Raw genomic sequence first — 15366 nt, forward strand, 5'->3', positions numbered from 1 at the left:
AATATCTGCCAATAATTGACAATCTCAAAAACCCGCCCGGCCGGGATATTATGGTCAATCGATCGGACATGATATAACAAGTCGATGTAGCGAACACTTGAGAGAGCATCGTCGATGCACATTTATATTCTTAAGCAGTATTAATAGTCCTTAAATCATTCAAGAGGCTTTTTAATTAATGTTAATTTTTTTAGACATTGATGGTGTACTTATTCCTGACAGAAGACATGAAACATCGAGCTTGCCAACAGATATAATGAAATTCAATTCAGCTTGCCTTAATCACTTTGAGAATGTCCTTCGTTCCTATCCTAATGCGCGAGTAGTAATTTCATTTTCCTGGCGGTAAATATTCCCCTTCGAGGTAATCCCGCCATTGTTTTCACCAGATATCGCTATCCGTATTATCGGATTCACCCCTTTTCTCAACCCCAAAAATATTCATCAAAACAAATATTTACGACACCAGGAAGTTCTTGAGTATCTTCGACAAAATCAAGCAGAAAACTCACCTTGGGTAGCCATTGACGATATTCCAGAACACTACCAGCCAGATGCGCCAGTTGTGGCTATTGATGATTACAATGGTTTTGACCAGAACTCAGCAAAGATACTTTCAGAATATCTAACTTGATTTCAAAGGTTAGAAAAGAAGTATTGTAAAACTTCATGGACTTTATAAGCAATTATAAACAATAATGGTATTATATGGTTGTGAGTGTTGAACAAGGAATACGCATAGCCCAAAGAACGGAAGTCTCAAATGCAACTAACAGAGAGGCACATCATTAAATCAACGTCACACCGTTTCGCCCAAATAGACGAACTAGCTTTCAAGTCCAAAAACCTCTACAATGCCGCCAATTACGTCATTCGTCAGAGCTTTATTTATGGATGGGGTTATGTCAGTTATAACGAAATGAACCGATTGATGAAGTCTCAGGAAGCCTACAAGGCTTTGCCTGCCAAAGTAAGCCAGCAAATCTTAATGGTGTTAGACAAGAGTTGGAAATCGTTTTTTAAAGCAGTTAAAGCTTACAAGGCTGATTCGTCAAAATTCACGGGTCGCCCGAAATTGCCAAAGTACAAAGACAAAACCAAAGGGCGAAACCTTCTCGTCTACACGATTCAAGCGATTAGTAGTAAACAGTTGAAGAAAGGAATCATTAAACTTTCGGGTACTGAACTTTTAATCAAAACCAAAGTCGCTCCCGATAAGATTTGCCAAGTTAGGCTGGTTCCGAAATGTGATTCCTATGTAATTGAGGTAATTTATGATGAACCGGAGTCCACCCTTGGTAACGCAAATTCTGTAGCTAGTATTGATTTAGGACTAGATAATTTAGTGGCGTTAACTTCAAATCAACCGGGATTTATCCCTTTGTTGATCAACGGGCGACCATTGAAATCGATTAACCAGTTCTACAACAAACGCTCTTCACGATTACAATCCCAGTTAAAAGGGAACCGCAAAACTTCACCCCGGATTCAGCGCTTAACTCGTTGTCGCAATCAAAAAGTTGATAATTACTTGCATCAGGCTAGTCGCCTGATTGTTGCCATTTTAAATACCAAACAAATGGGGACGCTAGTAATTGGCAAGAATGCACAGTGGAAAACTGAAATTAATCTAGGGAAGCAAACAAACCAAAACTTTGTTAGTATTCCTCACTCTCGATTAATTGGAATGTTGGAGTACAAAGCTCGGTTGGCGGGAATCAATGTAATTGTGCAGGAAGAATCCTACACATCGCGGGCCAACTTCGTGGGTTTAGACCCAATACCTGTCTACGGGAAAACAGAAAAAGAGCCGATGTTTACTGGTAAGCGTATTAAGCGAGGTTTGTACAAAACATCGACTGGTCAGTTAATTAATTCTGATATCAACGCTTCGTACAACATCCTCAGAAAAGCAATCCCAAATGCGTTCAGCAATGGGATAGAGAGCTGCGTAGTTCAGCCAAGGCGGGTTAATCCGCTTAAAGCAAAAGTGAAGGGGGAGGGGCTTAAAGCCTCCCATGTCTATAAATGACTATACTTTTGCCAGCTATCGGAATAGAGAGGGTAAATTTGACATGGAAATGAACGTTGGTGACTTTCTGCACCGACTCGATCTCAGGGGACAAGCACTTAAAGGCACCAACCTCGGCGGTGCGGAACTCCGGGGAGCCAACCTCCGAGGCACGGATCTCCGAGAAACCAACCTCAGCGGCGCTATGCTCAGGTATGCAGACCTGATGGAAGCCGACCTCAGCGGCGCTAATCTCAGCGGGGCGGATTTAGCTGAATCATTTCTTAATTTAGCTAACCTCACTAGAGCTGATTTGACTGGTGCTGTCCTCCGAGAAGCTAATCTGGTCGGAGCCGAATTAACCGGCGCCAACCTCAAACAAGCAAGTTTGATCAAGGCTAATTTAGTAGGAGCAAATCTCCACGAAGCCAACTTAACCAGAGCCAACCTTAGCGGGGCCGATTTGCGCGGTTCTCAGTTGAGCGGCGCCATTTTAGACAAGGCTGTATACAACAACCGGACTATCTTTCCCGAAGATATTGATCCGGGTGCAATGGGAGCATTTTTGCTAGCTCCCAATGCTTCGCTCCCTGGCTTAAATCTGGCTATGGTAGATTTGACCGAAGCGGATTTAAAAGGAGCCGATTTGCGGCGGACAAACTTATACAAAGCTATTTTATTTGGCGCCAAACTCGATCGGGCAAACTTAGCAGGAGCCAACCTCAGCGCAGCGGACTTGAGGGAAGCCAGTTTGAGCGGCACGATTTTGGAGAAAGCTGTTTACAGCAACAAGACTTTGTTTTCAGAAGGCATTGACCCCAGTCTGGGCGGAGCTTATTTAATTGCTCCCAATGTATCGCTGCAAGGGGTAAATTTAACCGGAGCCGACTTAAACGGGTCAGATTTAAGCGGAGCTAATTTGAGCGGTTCTAACTTAACTTCGGTCAATCTCAAAAATGTAGACCTCAGCAGAGCTAGCTTAAAAAAAGCTTACCTCAAAGGTGCAAACTTGGAGGGAACTGATTTAAGAGGAGCCGATTTAAGCGGCGCAATTTTACACCAAGTAAACTTGAGTTCTGCTGACCTCCGGGGTGTAGACTTAACAAGGGCTGACCTCAGCGGCGCTAATTTAAGGGATGCCGATTTGAGGGAGACAGATTTCACCGGAGCTACTTTGCTGTTCGCTAACTTGAGCGGGGCCGACTTGAGAGGTGTAGACTTGACAAAAGCTGACCTCAGTGGCGCTAAGTTAAACGAAGCCGATCTCCGAAAAGCAGATTTGATGAGAGTAAATTTGGAGGGAGCAGATTTAACTGAGGCCGATTTGAGCGATGCTCATTTATTCCGAGTTAATCTCAGAGGTGCTAACCTGAAAGGTACTAACCTCAAAGGCGCAAGTTTAAAAGGGGTATTTTTAACCGACGCTTATTTGAGCGAAACGGATTTGACCGATCTAGAGCTGAGTCCGAGTTTTTTTGAATTGCCGCTAGAATCGGAATGGTAATTAGTCATTTGGCAGTTGGCAGTTGGCAGTTGGCAGTTGACAGTTGACAGCGGCCAGTTGACATTTGACAGGAAAGCAGTCATTTATCTGAACAATCTAAAATCTAAAATCTATCTGAACAATCTAAAATCTAAAATCTAAAATCTAAAATGGATCGACCGTTAGGCTCTGTTATTCAAGGTTCCCTCAGCAAGGGATTAGAAGTGCGACTGCACGCCGATGTTTCGGTGGAAGATATGAGGGTGGGGAAATTTCTAGTAGTGCGGGGGGTGCGATCGCACTTTTTCTGTATGCTCACCGACGTGTCTCTCGGAACTTCTAGCGCCCGCATTTTATCGAATCCTCCCAATCCCGACGACGATTTTCTGCTCGCAGTGCTAGCCGGTAGCAGCACCTACGGTACGATCGAACTGTCGCCGATGTTGATGTTGACTGCTGAACGAGAAAAACAGCAGGCAATTTTCGACCCGAGGAAAAACGGCGGAGTTCGCGAGAATAAGTTGGCGTTAGGAAATTTGGCTTCTTTTGAGTCACAAAGCGGTGCGGATATTGAGTTGCTGCCCGTTAAAACTATTCCCAGCCACTTTTCGCAGGTGTTTGATGCCAAAGAAACTGATTTTCGGGCAGTTTTTGGCTGGGAAGATGACCCGTATCGCCGCAATTTTGCGATCGGCAAACCGATTGACATGGACGTTGCTGTGTGCTTGGATTTAGACCGCTTTGTGGAACGCAGCAACGGAGTTTTTGGCAAGTCGGGAACGGGAAAATCTTTTCTGACGCGCTTGCTATTGTCGGGAATTATTCGCAAGCAAGCTGCTGTTAATTTAATTTTTGATATGCACTCGGAGTACGGGTGGGAAGCTGTTTCGGAAGGGAAACAGTTCAGCACTGTTAAAGGTTTGCGACAGTTGTTTCCCGATAAAATTCAGATTTATACCCTCGATCCAGAATCGACAAAACGCCGGGGAGTCCGCGACGCTCAAGAATTATTTTTGAGTTTCGATGAAATAGAAGTGGAAGACATCGCGCTGGTACAACGCGAGTTAAATTTGTCGGAAGCTAGTATCGAAAATGCAATAATTTTGCGAAACGAATTGGGCAGCAGTTGGATCAATAAGTTGCTGGAAATGAGCAATGAAGATATTTCAATGTTTTGCGAAGAGAAGCGGGGAAATAAATCTTCGATTATGGCTTTGCAGCGAAAATTAGAGCGCTTAAACGATTTGAAATATATTCGTAAACGCTGTCCGAAAAATTATGTGAGTGAAGTTTTGCAGTGTTTGGATGGGGGGAAGAATGTAGTAATTGAGTTCGGTTCGCACTCGGATTTGCTGTCCTATATGTTAGCAGCAAACGTAATTACTCGCCGCATTCACGGCTCTTACGTGCGGAAAGCTGAGAAGTTTTTGCAGAGCAAAAATCCGTGCGATCGCCCGCAGCCCTTGGTGATTACCATAGAGGAAGCTCACCGCTTTCTCGATCCGGCGATCGTGCGATCGACTATTTTCGGTACGATCGCCAGAGAAATGCGAAAATACTTCGTCACCCTGCTGATTGTAGACCAGCGTCCCTCCGGCATCGACGGCGAAGTCATGTCGCAAGTCGGAACGCGGATCACAGCTTTGCTAAACGACGATAAAGACATCGATGCTATTTTTACCGGCGTTTCTGGAGGGCAGAGTTTGCGTTCAGTTTTGGCAAAACTCGACTCCAAACAGCAAGCATTAGTTTTGGGGCACGCCGTACCGATGCCCGTCGTCGTGCAAACTCGCGCCTATGACGAGCAATTCTACAGAGAAATTGGGGATATTGACTGGCAAGAAATGCCGGATGAACAAGTATTTGCCGAGGCAGAATCTGCTAAAATGGATTTAGGATTTTAGATGGACAACTGCTAGATTCATTACAGAACTTAGGCAAATGTTACTGTAAATTAGTCTTTGCGAACAATTGGCGATCGCTGGCAATGACAGAAATATCTGATTTTTGCCTCAGTTACAAACGAAAATATAAACGAAAAAGTGCGATCGAACGTCCAAAAAATTCGGCCCCAGCTTTGAGTCAGAAGCTTTTCCCCTTTCACCCCGTCACCCCTCATCCCTAAGTGCCCAAAATTTGCTTAAGCTTAAAGATGATGGAGATGATGGAGCCTAGGGGCACAATGAAAGTCAAACAGGGCAACAGCCAGCCTTTATACACCTTGTGGTTACTCGTAGCCGAATTTGATTAGCATATTTAAATAAAAATGTCAATAAATATTTTAAACAGTTACTCGCATCTAATACGGCGATCGAGTTCGGTTATCTCGCATCCCACCATCTAGGCAGCGAGAAAATTTCAAGCGATGATGGAAGAGAGAGCAAAACAAAGCCCTCGAATTGCATGAGTCTGTTTGCATGAGTATTGTGAAGTTGAGTTGCAGTTAAAACTAACAGGGAATTCAAAACCTTAAGGAAAAATGTAGAATCTTGACCTTAAGACAGAGGTTTTTACTCTTTACGATCCTCAAAATTGGGAATAATATTGAGAAAACTAAACTCTTGCTCCACTTCGCCTGGAACTAGCCGTTAAAGCTAGCTAGCTACCGAAAATAGACGGCGATTACTGGAAAATCCAGCACAAAAGTAATCCCAAACAAAAAGCTTCTACCGATCGTCACCGATAAACAAGAGGGGAAACATCCCCTTTGTCGCAGTCTTTATCCCACTTGCAAAAGTGGGACAGGGTATCACCAACTTTTTATCTGTTGTTACAAGGAGTGCAATACTCACCCATGTCCACCACAACCCCCAAAAACAAAACAGTGAAAGCCGATCGCATGGGCAGCCGGCCATACTCCTCAACGGATACGGTTCGTGCCTATCTGCACGAGATCGGTCGCGTACCCCTGCTAACCCGAGAAGAAGAAATTGTTTTCGGGAAGCAAGTGCAGCAAATGATGAAATTAATCGAAGCAAAACAAGCACTTGCTAAAGAATGGCAGCGGGATCTGACGGATCAAGAGTGGGCTGCCGAAATGGAGTTGACCGAACCTGAACTTAGCCGCATCTTACACATAGGGCGGCGGGCTAAGCAAAAGATGATTGAAGCGAATTTGCGGCTAGTAGTGGCGATCGCCAAAAAATACCAGAAACGCAATATGGAATTCTTGGATTTAATTCAAGAAGGTACTCTTGGTTTAGAACGAGGAGTCGAAAAATTTGACCCGATGCGGGGATACAAATTTTCTACCTATGCCTACTGGTGGATTCGGCAAGCAATTACCCGCGCGATCGCCCAACACGCCCGCACCATTCGATTGCCAATTCACATCACCGAAAAACTCAACAAAATCAAAAAAGTGCAGCGGGAACTCACGCAGCAGTTGGGCCGGTCTCCATCCCCAGGGGAAATTGCCACCGCCCTCGAACTGCACCCTTCCCAAATTCGGGAATACCTGCTGATGGCAAGACATCCAGTTTCTTTGGACTTGCGGGTAGGAGACAACCAAGATACCGAACTGCAAGAACTCTTAGAAGACGAAACGGCATCTCCAGACAACTACATTACCTCGGAATTGCTGCGGCAAGACCTCGATACTTTGATATCAGAACTTACCCCCCAGCAGCGAGATGTAATAATTCTGCGCTTCGGTTTGGAAGACGGCACCGAAATGTCTCTGGCGAAAGTCGGAGAACGGTTAAATCTCAGCCGGGAACGGGTGCGGCAGCTAGAACATCAAGCCCTCGCCCACCTGCGCCGCCGCCAATCTCAAGTCCGAGAATACTTGGCTAGTTAGTCACTAAAAAAGTTGAGATTTTTCCCAAAATCTCAACTTTTTTTTCGTGTTGGCGCTGCTGGGAAGGATACTTTTATACCAGTTCAAAAAAAGAATGCAACTGTAGGCCCGTGCTCCAAACCCTTATGGAATAGGTCACGCCAAATTATTCAATTCTTTAATCTAAAATCTCAAATCTAAAATGGTATTATTTGAGGGGTCGATCGCCAGATCGGGGCGGACGCAAAATTGGTCAAAACTAATCTTAGATTTATGTTCAGGCATGGGGCGGGCGATCGTTCCTTCAAGTTAATAGCCAAAATTAAGCCAAATACCCGGTTTCTCTACGATCTTTGTGAAAATGGTACAAGAGGCGCTTGGAACCAGCTATTTTAAATTTTGGGGTCTGGAGTGGTTTTGACTTATTTGATATTGACAGGAAGTTTAGAAGCGATCGCGATCGTGCTTGCTCTCTCGCCCGGTAACTTCAGCATCGCATTCCCCGCACGCCGGGCACAGGACTCGGACATCAAATCCGACGTTTTTAGCTCGCAATCCCCGCCAAATCCTGGGCCAGATACAGCTAGCACAGGTTTAGCAGATGGCATTTACCTCTACGGCCAGTCGAGCCAGCCAGAGGAAATTAAACAAGAATATTTTGTATTTGAAATGCGGCAGAGTAAAGTAGTCGGCGCTTTTTACCTGCCTCGGTCTGCTTTTTACTGTTTTTACGGCACGGGCGAGCTAAATCAGTTAAATTTAACAGTAGTGGACACTTACGACGGCAGTCGCTCTCCCTACTCGGTAAACCTGCAACAGTATTACCCCATTTCTACCATCAGCGAGAACGATCGGCGCATCTTGGGTATTTGCAAAGAATCTCACAAAGAGCAAGTGTGGGAAAAGTAGGAAACACGCGCTGCGCCACCAGTCAATCGATTTTAGATTTTAGATTTTAGATTTTAGAATTGAAGAAAGCAACCCCACTGATACATCGGACGCCCCCGGGCCAAATTGCTTTCGGTCAGGGTTCAGGAAACAGTAGTAAAATTGCTCCTGAGTTTGAGAATTTCGGACGGACACCACACACATGGCACAATGAAACTGCGTCGAAAAACACTATCGATCATTGGCATTACCATCGCTGGATTGACTGGCATTCTGTATGTCGCCTCCTCAAGCATCCTCTTGGGCAGCCTGATCAAAGCAGAGGAACAAGAAGCCACACAGGTTGTCAAGGGAGTGCTCAATGTGTTCGGGCAAACCGCAGATGACTTTAACTCGCGCTTTGCCGACTGGTCGTCCTGGGACGACACCTACACTTTTATCCAAAACCGCAACTCAAAATTCATTGCCTCCAATTTAATTCCAGAAGGGCTGGCTAATATAAGAGTTAATATAGCCATTTTTGTCAATACTTCTGGCAAAATAGTTTACAGTACGGGTTTAGACAGCCAAAAGCTGAAACTAACGCCTGTTCCAGAAGCATTAAAACGGCGCATTTCTCTCAGCGACCCGCTGTTGCACCACCCCAACGCCAAAAGCAGCCTCGCTGGTATCATGCTGCTACCGTCAGGGCCAATACTGATTACTTCCCGGCCTATTCTCACCACTAAAAGCACTGGCCCAATCCGAGGTACGCTGATATTCGGGCGCAATTTGGATGCTACGGGCATTGCAAAGGTCTCTAAAATTACTCGCTTGCCGCTAATCGTACACAGCGTGAATGAGGCTAGGTTGCCTGCAGACTTCCAGAAAGCGCGGGAGAAACTGTCGGAAAAAAAACCGATTTTGGTGCGTCCTTTAAGCGAAGAGTCGATCGCGGGTTACGCTTTGATCAGGGATATTTACAACCAACCTGCGCTGCTATTGCGGGTGGATATCCCCAGAGAAATATACCGGCAAGGTCAGATTAGTTTGCTGTACCTGCTGGGGTGTGTAGCGTTAGTAGGAGTTGGGTTAGTCGGCTGCACTCTACTACTGCTAGAGCGTCTTGTACTGTCTCGGTTGAGCAGTTTGGCGAAAGCAGTGAAGCGCGTCAGTAGCAGCCAAGACCTCTCGGTGCGACTACCGGTGACGGGCGAAGACGAGTTGTCCGACCTTGCCCATACTATCAACGGAATGTTGAGTGCGATCGCCCAAGCCGACAGCGAACAACTTGAGGAAAAAGCCCGCTACAGAGCCGTCGTGGAGCAAGCTACAGATTGCATTTTCCTGTGGGACGCTCAAACCAAACGCCTTTTGGAAGCCAATACAGCGTTTAGAGACTTGCTCGATTACAGTCTTGATGTGATTTCCCAACTGACTATTTACGATATCATCGCTTACTCTAAAGACCTAATTGACAACAATATCGACTTGCTGCTGACGGACAAACAATTCAGAATTGGCGAAGTTCTCTACCGCCGCCGAGACGGTTCCTGCGTGGATGTAGAAGTGAGCGGGAGCGTGATTTCCTACGGCGGCCGCGAGATTATTTGCACGGTTGTCCGCGACATTACCGAGCGCAAGCAAGCGGAAGCCGAACTGCGAGCCTCGGAAGAACGCTACAGACTTTTGTTTAAAAATAACCCCCATCCGATGTGGGTTTACGATTTAGAAACTCTGGAATTTATAGCCGTCAATCAGGCTGCTGTCAAACATTACGGCTACACTCGCGAAGAATTTCTCAAGATGACCGTTGCGGACATTCGTCCCCCCCAAGAGATGCCGAGATTGATAGAAAATATCTCCCCAGTAGATGTCGGTATTGAGTTGGCAGATGTGTGCCAGCACCAGAAAAAAGACGGAACAATTACTGATGTAGAAATTACTTCTTATGCTCTGGTATTTGATAGCAGAAATGCTGAATTAGTGCTGGCTCACGACGTAACCGACCGCTTGCAAGCCGAGGCAGAACTTTACAAGGCAAAGGAAGCTGCAGAAGCAGCTAATTTGGCTAAAAGCCAGTTTTTGGCTAACATGAGCCACGAACTGCGAACTCCTCTGAATGCGATTATCGGTTACAGCGAGATCCTGCAAGAAGAGGCTTTAGATTTGGGCGCGGAAAATTTTGTGTTGGATTTGGAGAGAATTCACAATTCAGGCCAGCTTTTACTTTCCTTAATTAATGATATTCTGGACTTGTCGAAGATTGAAGCCGGTCACGCGGAACTTGAATTAGAAACTTTTGACGTGTCGGAGGCAGTTCAAGATGTAGCCAGAACTGTTGAGCCGCTATTTTTGCGGAACACTAATCGCCTGAATGTGGAGTGCCCTAATAATATTGGCGAATTGTATTCCGATCAAATTAAGTTTACTCAAATTTTGTTTAATTTGCTCAGTAATGCAGCTAAGTTTACTCATAAAGGGACAATTACACTCAGCGTTGAAAGAATTAAAAATGACGAGAATCGTTGGAATTCGGGACAGTTAATTATTAAGTGTACTGATACGGGGATTGGGATTACTCCTGAACAGCTACAAAAGTTATTTCAACCTTTTACGCAAGCTGATGCTTCGACTACCCGCAAGTACGGAGGTACGGGTTTGGGTTTGTCAATAGCGCAGAAATACTCTCAGATGCTGGGGGGACAAATTACTGTGAGTAGCGAGTTCGGCAAGGGGTCAACTTTTACTCTGATGTTGCCAGCATAGCTCGATTTTAGATTTTAGATTTTAGATTTTAGATTTGGTAAAAAGTCCTGACTATAAACAACATAAATACGGTTTGTAGTCAGGGCTTCATATCCTGTCCGATCGAGTGACCGCGATTAAAAGGGCGGGTTTTTGAGATTGTCAATTATTGGCAGATATTTTTCGTGAGGGAAGCCCCTACCTGATTAGGGGTAATCGACCGGACATAATATCAGTCCACTCCCAATCAGCTTTTAGCTAATTAGGACTAAACTTTTGAAGACCAACAACATTAATACTCAATACCTGCTTGAGCTTTAATCCCTTGTTCTCGGAATGGATGCTTAACTAAAGTCATTTCTGTAACCAAGTCTGCCCGTTCGATTAGTGCTGGCGGGGCGCCTCTGCCGGTTAAAATAATGTGGGTTTCTTCGGGTTTTTGGTCTAACCCGGAAAGCACTTGCTCGACTTGCAAATAACCTAGTTTTAATGCTATATTGACTTCATCTAGAAGAACTAATTTAAATTCGGGATTGCAGATAAAAGTTAGGGATTTTTCCCAGGCTTTTTGAGCTGTTTCGATATCTCGATCGCGGTCTTGCGTGTCCCAAGTAAAGCCTTCTCCCATTGCGTGGAATTCTAGCTGTTTTTCCCATAGTTGAAAAACGGCTTTTTCTGCGGGTTCCCAAGCTCCTTTGATAAATTGTACTATGGCGACGCGGTATCCGTGACCGAGCGATCGCACAACCATTCCCAAGGCAGCCGTGGTTTTGCCTTTACCGTTACCCGTATTGACTATAATTAAACCTTTTTCTTTTGAGGAGTTAGCGATTCGCTGTGATTGCACTTCTTGGCGGCGCTGCATTTTCTGTTTGTGTTGTTGGGCTGTTAAGCCAGTGGTTGCAGTAGTTTCTGTATTGGTTTCCATTAATTTTTTTTAACCGCAGATGAACGCAAATAAACGCTGATAGATGCAGGATCTCTAGTTATTGCCACAGTGTTTTCAAGTTTAGCACGAAACCGGGTAAAACATCTTCTCCTGAAAGTTCTGTTGGACATTCCAAAACTTCTATTTCTTGTCCTTGGCGATAGATTTCGACTCTCCGGGTTTTGCGGTTGATTAACCAGCCTAATTTTACTTGGTTATTCATGTATTCTTGCATTTTGTCTTGAGTATCTTTGAGGCTGTCTGTCGGCGACATTAACTCTAAGACGAAATCCGGGGCAATGGGAGGAAATTTTTGTTTTTGTTCGGGGGTGAGTGCATCCCATCTTGATTTTTCAATCCAAGAGACATCGGGAGAACGGTTGGCACCGCTTGGCAGTTTGAAGCAAGTTGAAGAATCGAAACAAATTCCCAGTTTAGTTTGTCGGTTCCAAATCACAAAATCCGCATTAATTTCTGAATTGTAATTTCCGGTTTCTCCTCCTGTGGGTGGCATGACGATTATTTCTCCTTTGGCGTTGCGTTCAAATTTGACATCGGGGTTTTCGCGGCACAGTTGATAAAATTGGTCGTCGGTTATTTTGGCGATCGAGTTGAAGTTGATGGTAACTGCTATCATGGTATTTTAGAGGCTGCATTTAGAGTATTTTAATTGCACATGAATGCCGATCGATGTAGGTAGTCTGTTCGCCCCGAAAATATTGTTGTCAAAGCCGATTTTGCCTTACGCCCAGACTAGCTGCAAGTTTAGCACGAAACCGGGCAAAACATCTTCTCCTGAAAGTTCTGTTGGACATTCCAAAACTTCTATTTCTTGTCCTTGGCGATAGATTTCGACTCTCCGGGTTTTGCGGTTGATTAACCAGCCTAATTTTACTTGGTTATTCATGTATTCTTGCATTTTGTCTTGAGTATCTTTGATGCTGTCTGTCGGCGACATTAACTCTAAGACAAAATCCGGGGCAATGGGAGGAAATTTTTGTTTTTGTTCGGGAGTGAGTGCATCCCATCTTGATTTTTCAATCCAAGAGACATCGGGAGAACGGTTGGCACCGCTTGGCAGTTTGAAGCAAGTTGAAGAATCGAAACAAATTCCCAGTTTAGTTTGTCGGTTCCAAATCACAAAATCCGCATTAATTTCTGAATTGTAATTTCCGGTTTCTCCTCCTGTGGGTGGCATAACGATTATTTCTCCTTCGGCGTTGCGTTCAAATTTGACATCGGGGTTTTCGCGGCACAGTTGATAAAATTGGTCGTCGGTTATTTTGGCGATCGAGTTGAAGTTGATGGTAACTGCTATCATGGTATTTTATCAGGATGCGTTGGGACTTTTAAGCCAGATTATGTATATGAAGGCGGCTCAATGCCGAGCGATGCAGATGCTGTAAATATTATTAAGGGTTAAGAGGATTTAATGGATATCTTTTTATGCACCTTGGCTCATTATATCACATCCTTATAACTAGCTATTAATAGTTTTATCAAATGCTTTTTGGAGTAAACCCTTACAGACATACCAATAATAAAATGCAATGTTGATTTCGCTAAGCAATTTAGGTATTCCTTCTAGTAAACTGGAGAAAATTTTGTTGTTTATATGCAGGGAATCCACGCCGATCGCAAAAAACAACAAGCCTACCCCTGCTAACAATATTTGGTAGGGAGTTAACTGTAGTTCTCGCCGAAAAAACCATCCGTAGGAGGACAAAACAACGGCGTATAAAAGACTTACTCCTAGCTTAGGAATTCCCCCTGCTACCATATATATATGAATTCTGTAAATCTCATTTAGTAAAAATCCACCTGTTAACAAAGCCGAAAACAGAATAAATCGATTTTCTGAACTGCGCGGTTGAATACTTCGAGCTAATTTATAGGTGAAAGTACAAACAATTACGGGTACAGAACATAAAATTTGGAAACTCCGAGTTAACAAAGCGACATTGGGATGGGGATAAGAATAAGGCGGCAAGAATAAATCGCTGACTTTTAACCCGGAAAATTGAGTGAAAAATATCAGTATCGCCACCACAAATAAGGATAAACAATTGAGTCTAACAACCAAACGAGAAATAGTCATAAGCAATTAACACCAGAAATTAGGTTTACTGCCAAAAGCCAAAAAAATTATATCACCAATATCTCTGGATATTTTGCTAAACTTAATCATGAGTGTTATCAAAACAAGGAGACAGTCATGCTGTCAGTGAAAGAAGCAGAATCGATCGTTCTAAATTTGGCGCAACCCCTCGACAGTCAGCGGGATGTAGAAACTGTAGACTTACTGGCAGCATCGGGGCGCATTTTGGCTGCAGCAGTCACTGGTTCCCTGGATTTTCCTTATTGGGATAATTCAGCAATGGATGGGTACGCGGTGCGGTTTGCGGATGTGGAAAACTGTAGCCCCGAAAAACCAGCGGTACTCGAAGTAGTTGAGGAGATTCCAGCCGGATATCAGCCTCAAAGTACAGTGCAATCGGGGCAAGCGGCGCGAATTTTTACGGGTGGGGTGATGCCTGCCGGTGCTGATACGGTGGTAATGCAGGAAGAAACAAGGCGTGAGGGCGATCGTATTTTTATCTTAGTTTCTCCTGAAAAACCGCAAGCATTTGTCAGACACAAAGGCGCTTTTTATCAAGCAGGAACAACTTTGCTAACTCCCGGTACAGTTATCAACGCCCCAGAAATGGCGGTGTTAGCAACTGCCCAGTGCATTCAAGTTCCCGTTTATCGGCGGCTGCGGGTGGCAATTTTTTCTACTGGTGACGAATTGGTATCGCCTGACGAACCTTTGGCACCGGGGAAACTGGTAGACTCGAATCAGTATGCTTTGACAGTTTTGTTGGCGCAGATGGGATTTGAACCGATTCGATTGGGCATTGTTCCTGATAATGAAGATGCCTTAAACAAGGCGATATCGGGGGCTGTGGCGACGGCGGATGTGGTGCTTTCTACGGGCGGCGTCTCGGTAGGAGACTACGATTATATTGAGAAAATATTGGGGGATTTGGGAGGAAAAGTTCACATTAGTTCTGTGGCGATTAAGCCGGGGAAACCTTTAACGGTTGCTGCGTTTAAACGAGGTGAAAAAAATTCGGATTGTCTCTATTTTGGTTTGCCGGGAAATCCGGTTTCGGCTTTAGTCTGCTGTTGGCGGTTTGTTGTGCCTGCTTTGAGAAAGATGTCTGGGCTTGGCCCGGATGCTTGGGGGCCGGAGTTTCTCAAAGCTAGGTGTAATGCTGAATTGCGATCGCACGGTCAGCGCGAAACTTATGTTTGGGGTAAACTACATTTAGTTGCCGGAGTCTGGGAATTTGAACCTGCTAGTGGCAGCCAAAATTCAGCGAATTTAATTAACCTCGCCAATACGAGTGGTTTAGCAGTTTTGCCACCAGGGGACACCTGGATTGTACCGGGCGAATTAGTGGAAGTTTTAAAAGTTAGTCAGTAGTCAGTAGTTAGTGGTTATTGGTTATTGGTTATTGGTTCGGTATAAGTTCATGTAAAATATTAACAACTAAGTAATCTTCCTT

General features: G+C 44.6%; 11 protein-coding genes and 1 pseudogene. 8 read left to right on the plus strand and 4 right to left on the minus strand.

All coding sequences use genetic code 11. The annotated features are described in order from the left end of the window. Nucleotides 1–178 precede the first annotated feature (178 nt). The 7 genes and pseudogenes from QUA16_RS14285 (at nt 179) to QUA16_RS14315 (ending at nt 10908) form a co-directional block, all read left to right on the plus strand. Nucleotides 179–634 (plus strand): annotated as a pseudogene (locus QUA16_RS14285) (HAD domain-containing protein). A gap of 129 nt (nt 635–763) precedes the next feature. Then, complete coding sequence (locus tag QUA16_RS14290; RefSeq protein WP_333103565.1) at nt 764–2032, plus strand: transposase; 1269 nt, start codon at nt 764–766, stop codon at nt 2030–2032. 43 nt (nt 2033–2075) lie between these two features. Next, the gene (locus tag QUA16_RS14295; RefSeq protein WP_333103571.1) at nt 2076–3515 is read left to right on the plus strand and encodes a pentapeptide repeat-containing protein; all 1440 of its coding nucleotides are present in this window, start codon (nt 2076–2078) and stop codon (nt 3513–3515) included. Nucleotides 3516–3664: 149 nt separating this feature from the next. Further along, nucleotides 3665–5398: an ATP-binding protein gene (locus QUA16_RS14300; protein WP_333103564.1), complete on the plus strand. Its 1734-nt coding sequence runs from the start codon at nt 3665–3667 to the stop codon at nt 5396–5398. 890 nt (nt 5399–6288) lie between these two features. Then, nucleotides 6289–7293, plus strand: a complete 1005-nt coding sequence (locus tag QUA16_RS14305; protein ID WP_333103563.1) for an RNA polymerase sigma factor, RpoD/SigA family — start codon at nt 6289–6291, stop codon at nt 7291–7293. A 378-nt stretch (nt 7294–7671) separates the two neighbouring features. Beyond that, nucleotides 7672–8181, plus strand: coding sequence for a hypothetical protein (locus QUA16_RS14310; protein ID WP_333181185.1), 510 nt, complete (start codon nt 7672–7674; stop codon nt 8179–8181). Nucleotides 8182–8370: 189 nt separating this feature from the next. Continuing rightward, the gene (locus tag QUA16_RS14315; protein ID WP_333103561.1) at nt 8371–10908 is read left to right on the plus strand and encodes a CHASE4 domain-containing protein; all 2538 of its coding nucleotides are present in this window, start codon (nt 8371–8373) and stop codon (nt 10906–10908) included. Between the two features lie 271 nt (nt 10909–11179). Here QUA16_RS14315 and cobO read toward each other — a convergent pair whose 3' ends face one another. From cobO to QUA16_RS14335, 4 genes are all read right to left on the minus strand, one after another. Next, entirely contained in the window at nt 11180–11815 is a 636-nt protein-coding gene (cobO, locus tag QUA16_RS14320) for a cob(I)yrinic acid a,c-diamide adenosyltransferase (protein WP_333103560.1), read from the minus strand. Nucleotides 11816–11873: 58 nt separating this feature from the next. Next, a complete protein-coding gene (locus tag QUA16_RS14325) occupies nt 11874–12452 on the minus strand; it encodes a Uma2 family endonuclease (RefSeq protein ID WP_333103559.1) in 579 nt (192 codons plus the stop codon). Nucleotides 12453–12557: 105 nt separating this feature from the next. Then, a complete protein-coding gene (locus tag QUA16_RS14330; RefSeq protein WP_333103558.1) occupies nt 12558–13136 on the minus strand; it encodes a Uma2 family endonuclease in 579 nt (192 codons plus the stop codon). Nucleotides 13137–13295: 159 nt separating this feature from the next. Further along, the gene (locus tag QUA16_RS14335) at nt 13296–13913 is read right to left on the minus strand and encodes a hypothetical protein (RefSeq protein ID WP_333103557.1); all 618 of its coding nucleotides are present in this window, start codon (nt 13911–13913) and stop codon (nt 13296–13298) included. Between the two features lie 117 nt (nt 13914–14030). Here QUA16_RS14335 and QUA16_RS14340 point away from each other — a divergent pair, with 117 nt between their 5' ends. Then, entirely contained in the window at nt 14031–15284 is a 1254-nt protein-coding gene (locus tag QUA16_RS14340) for a molybdenum cofactor synthesis domain-containing protein (RefSeq protein ID WP_333103556.1), read from the plus strand. Nucleotides 15285–15366: the final 82 nt, after the last annotated feature.

Source organism: Microcoleus sp. S13_C3 (assembly GCF_036700905.1).
Taxonomy (GTDB): domain Bacteria; phylum Cyanobacteriota; class Cyanobacteriia; order Cyanobacteriales; family Microcoleaceae; genus Microcoleus.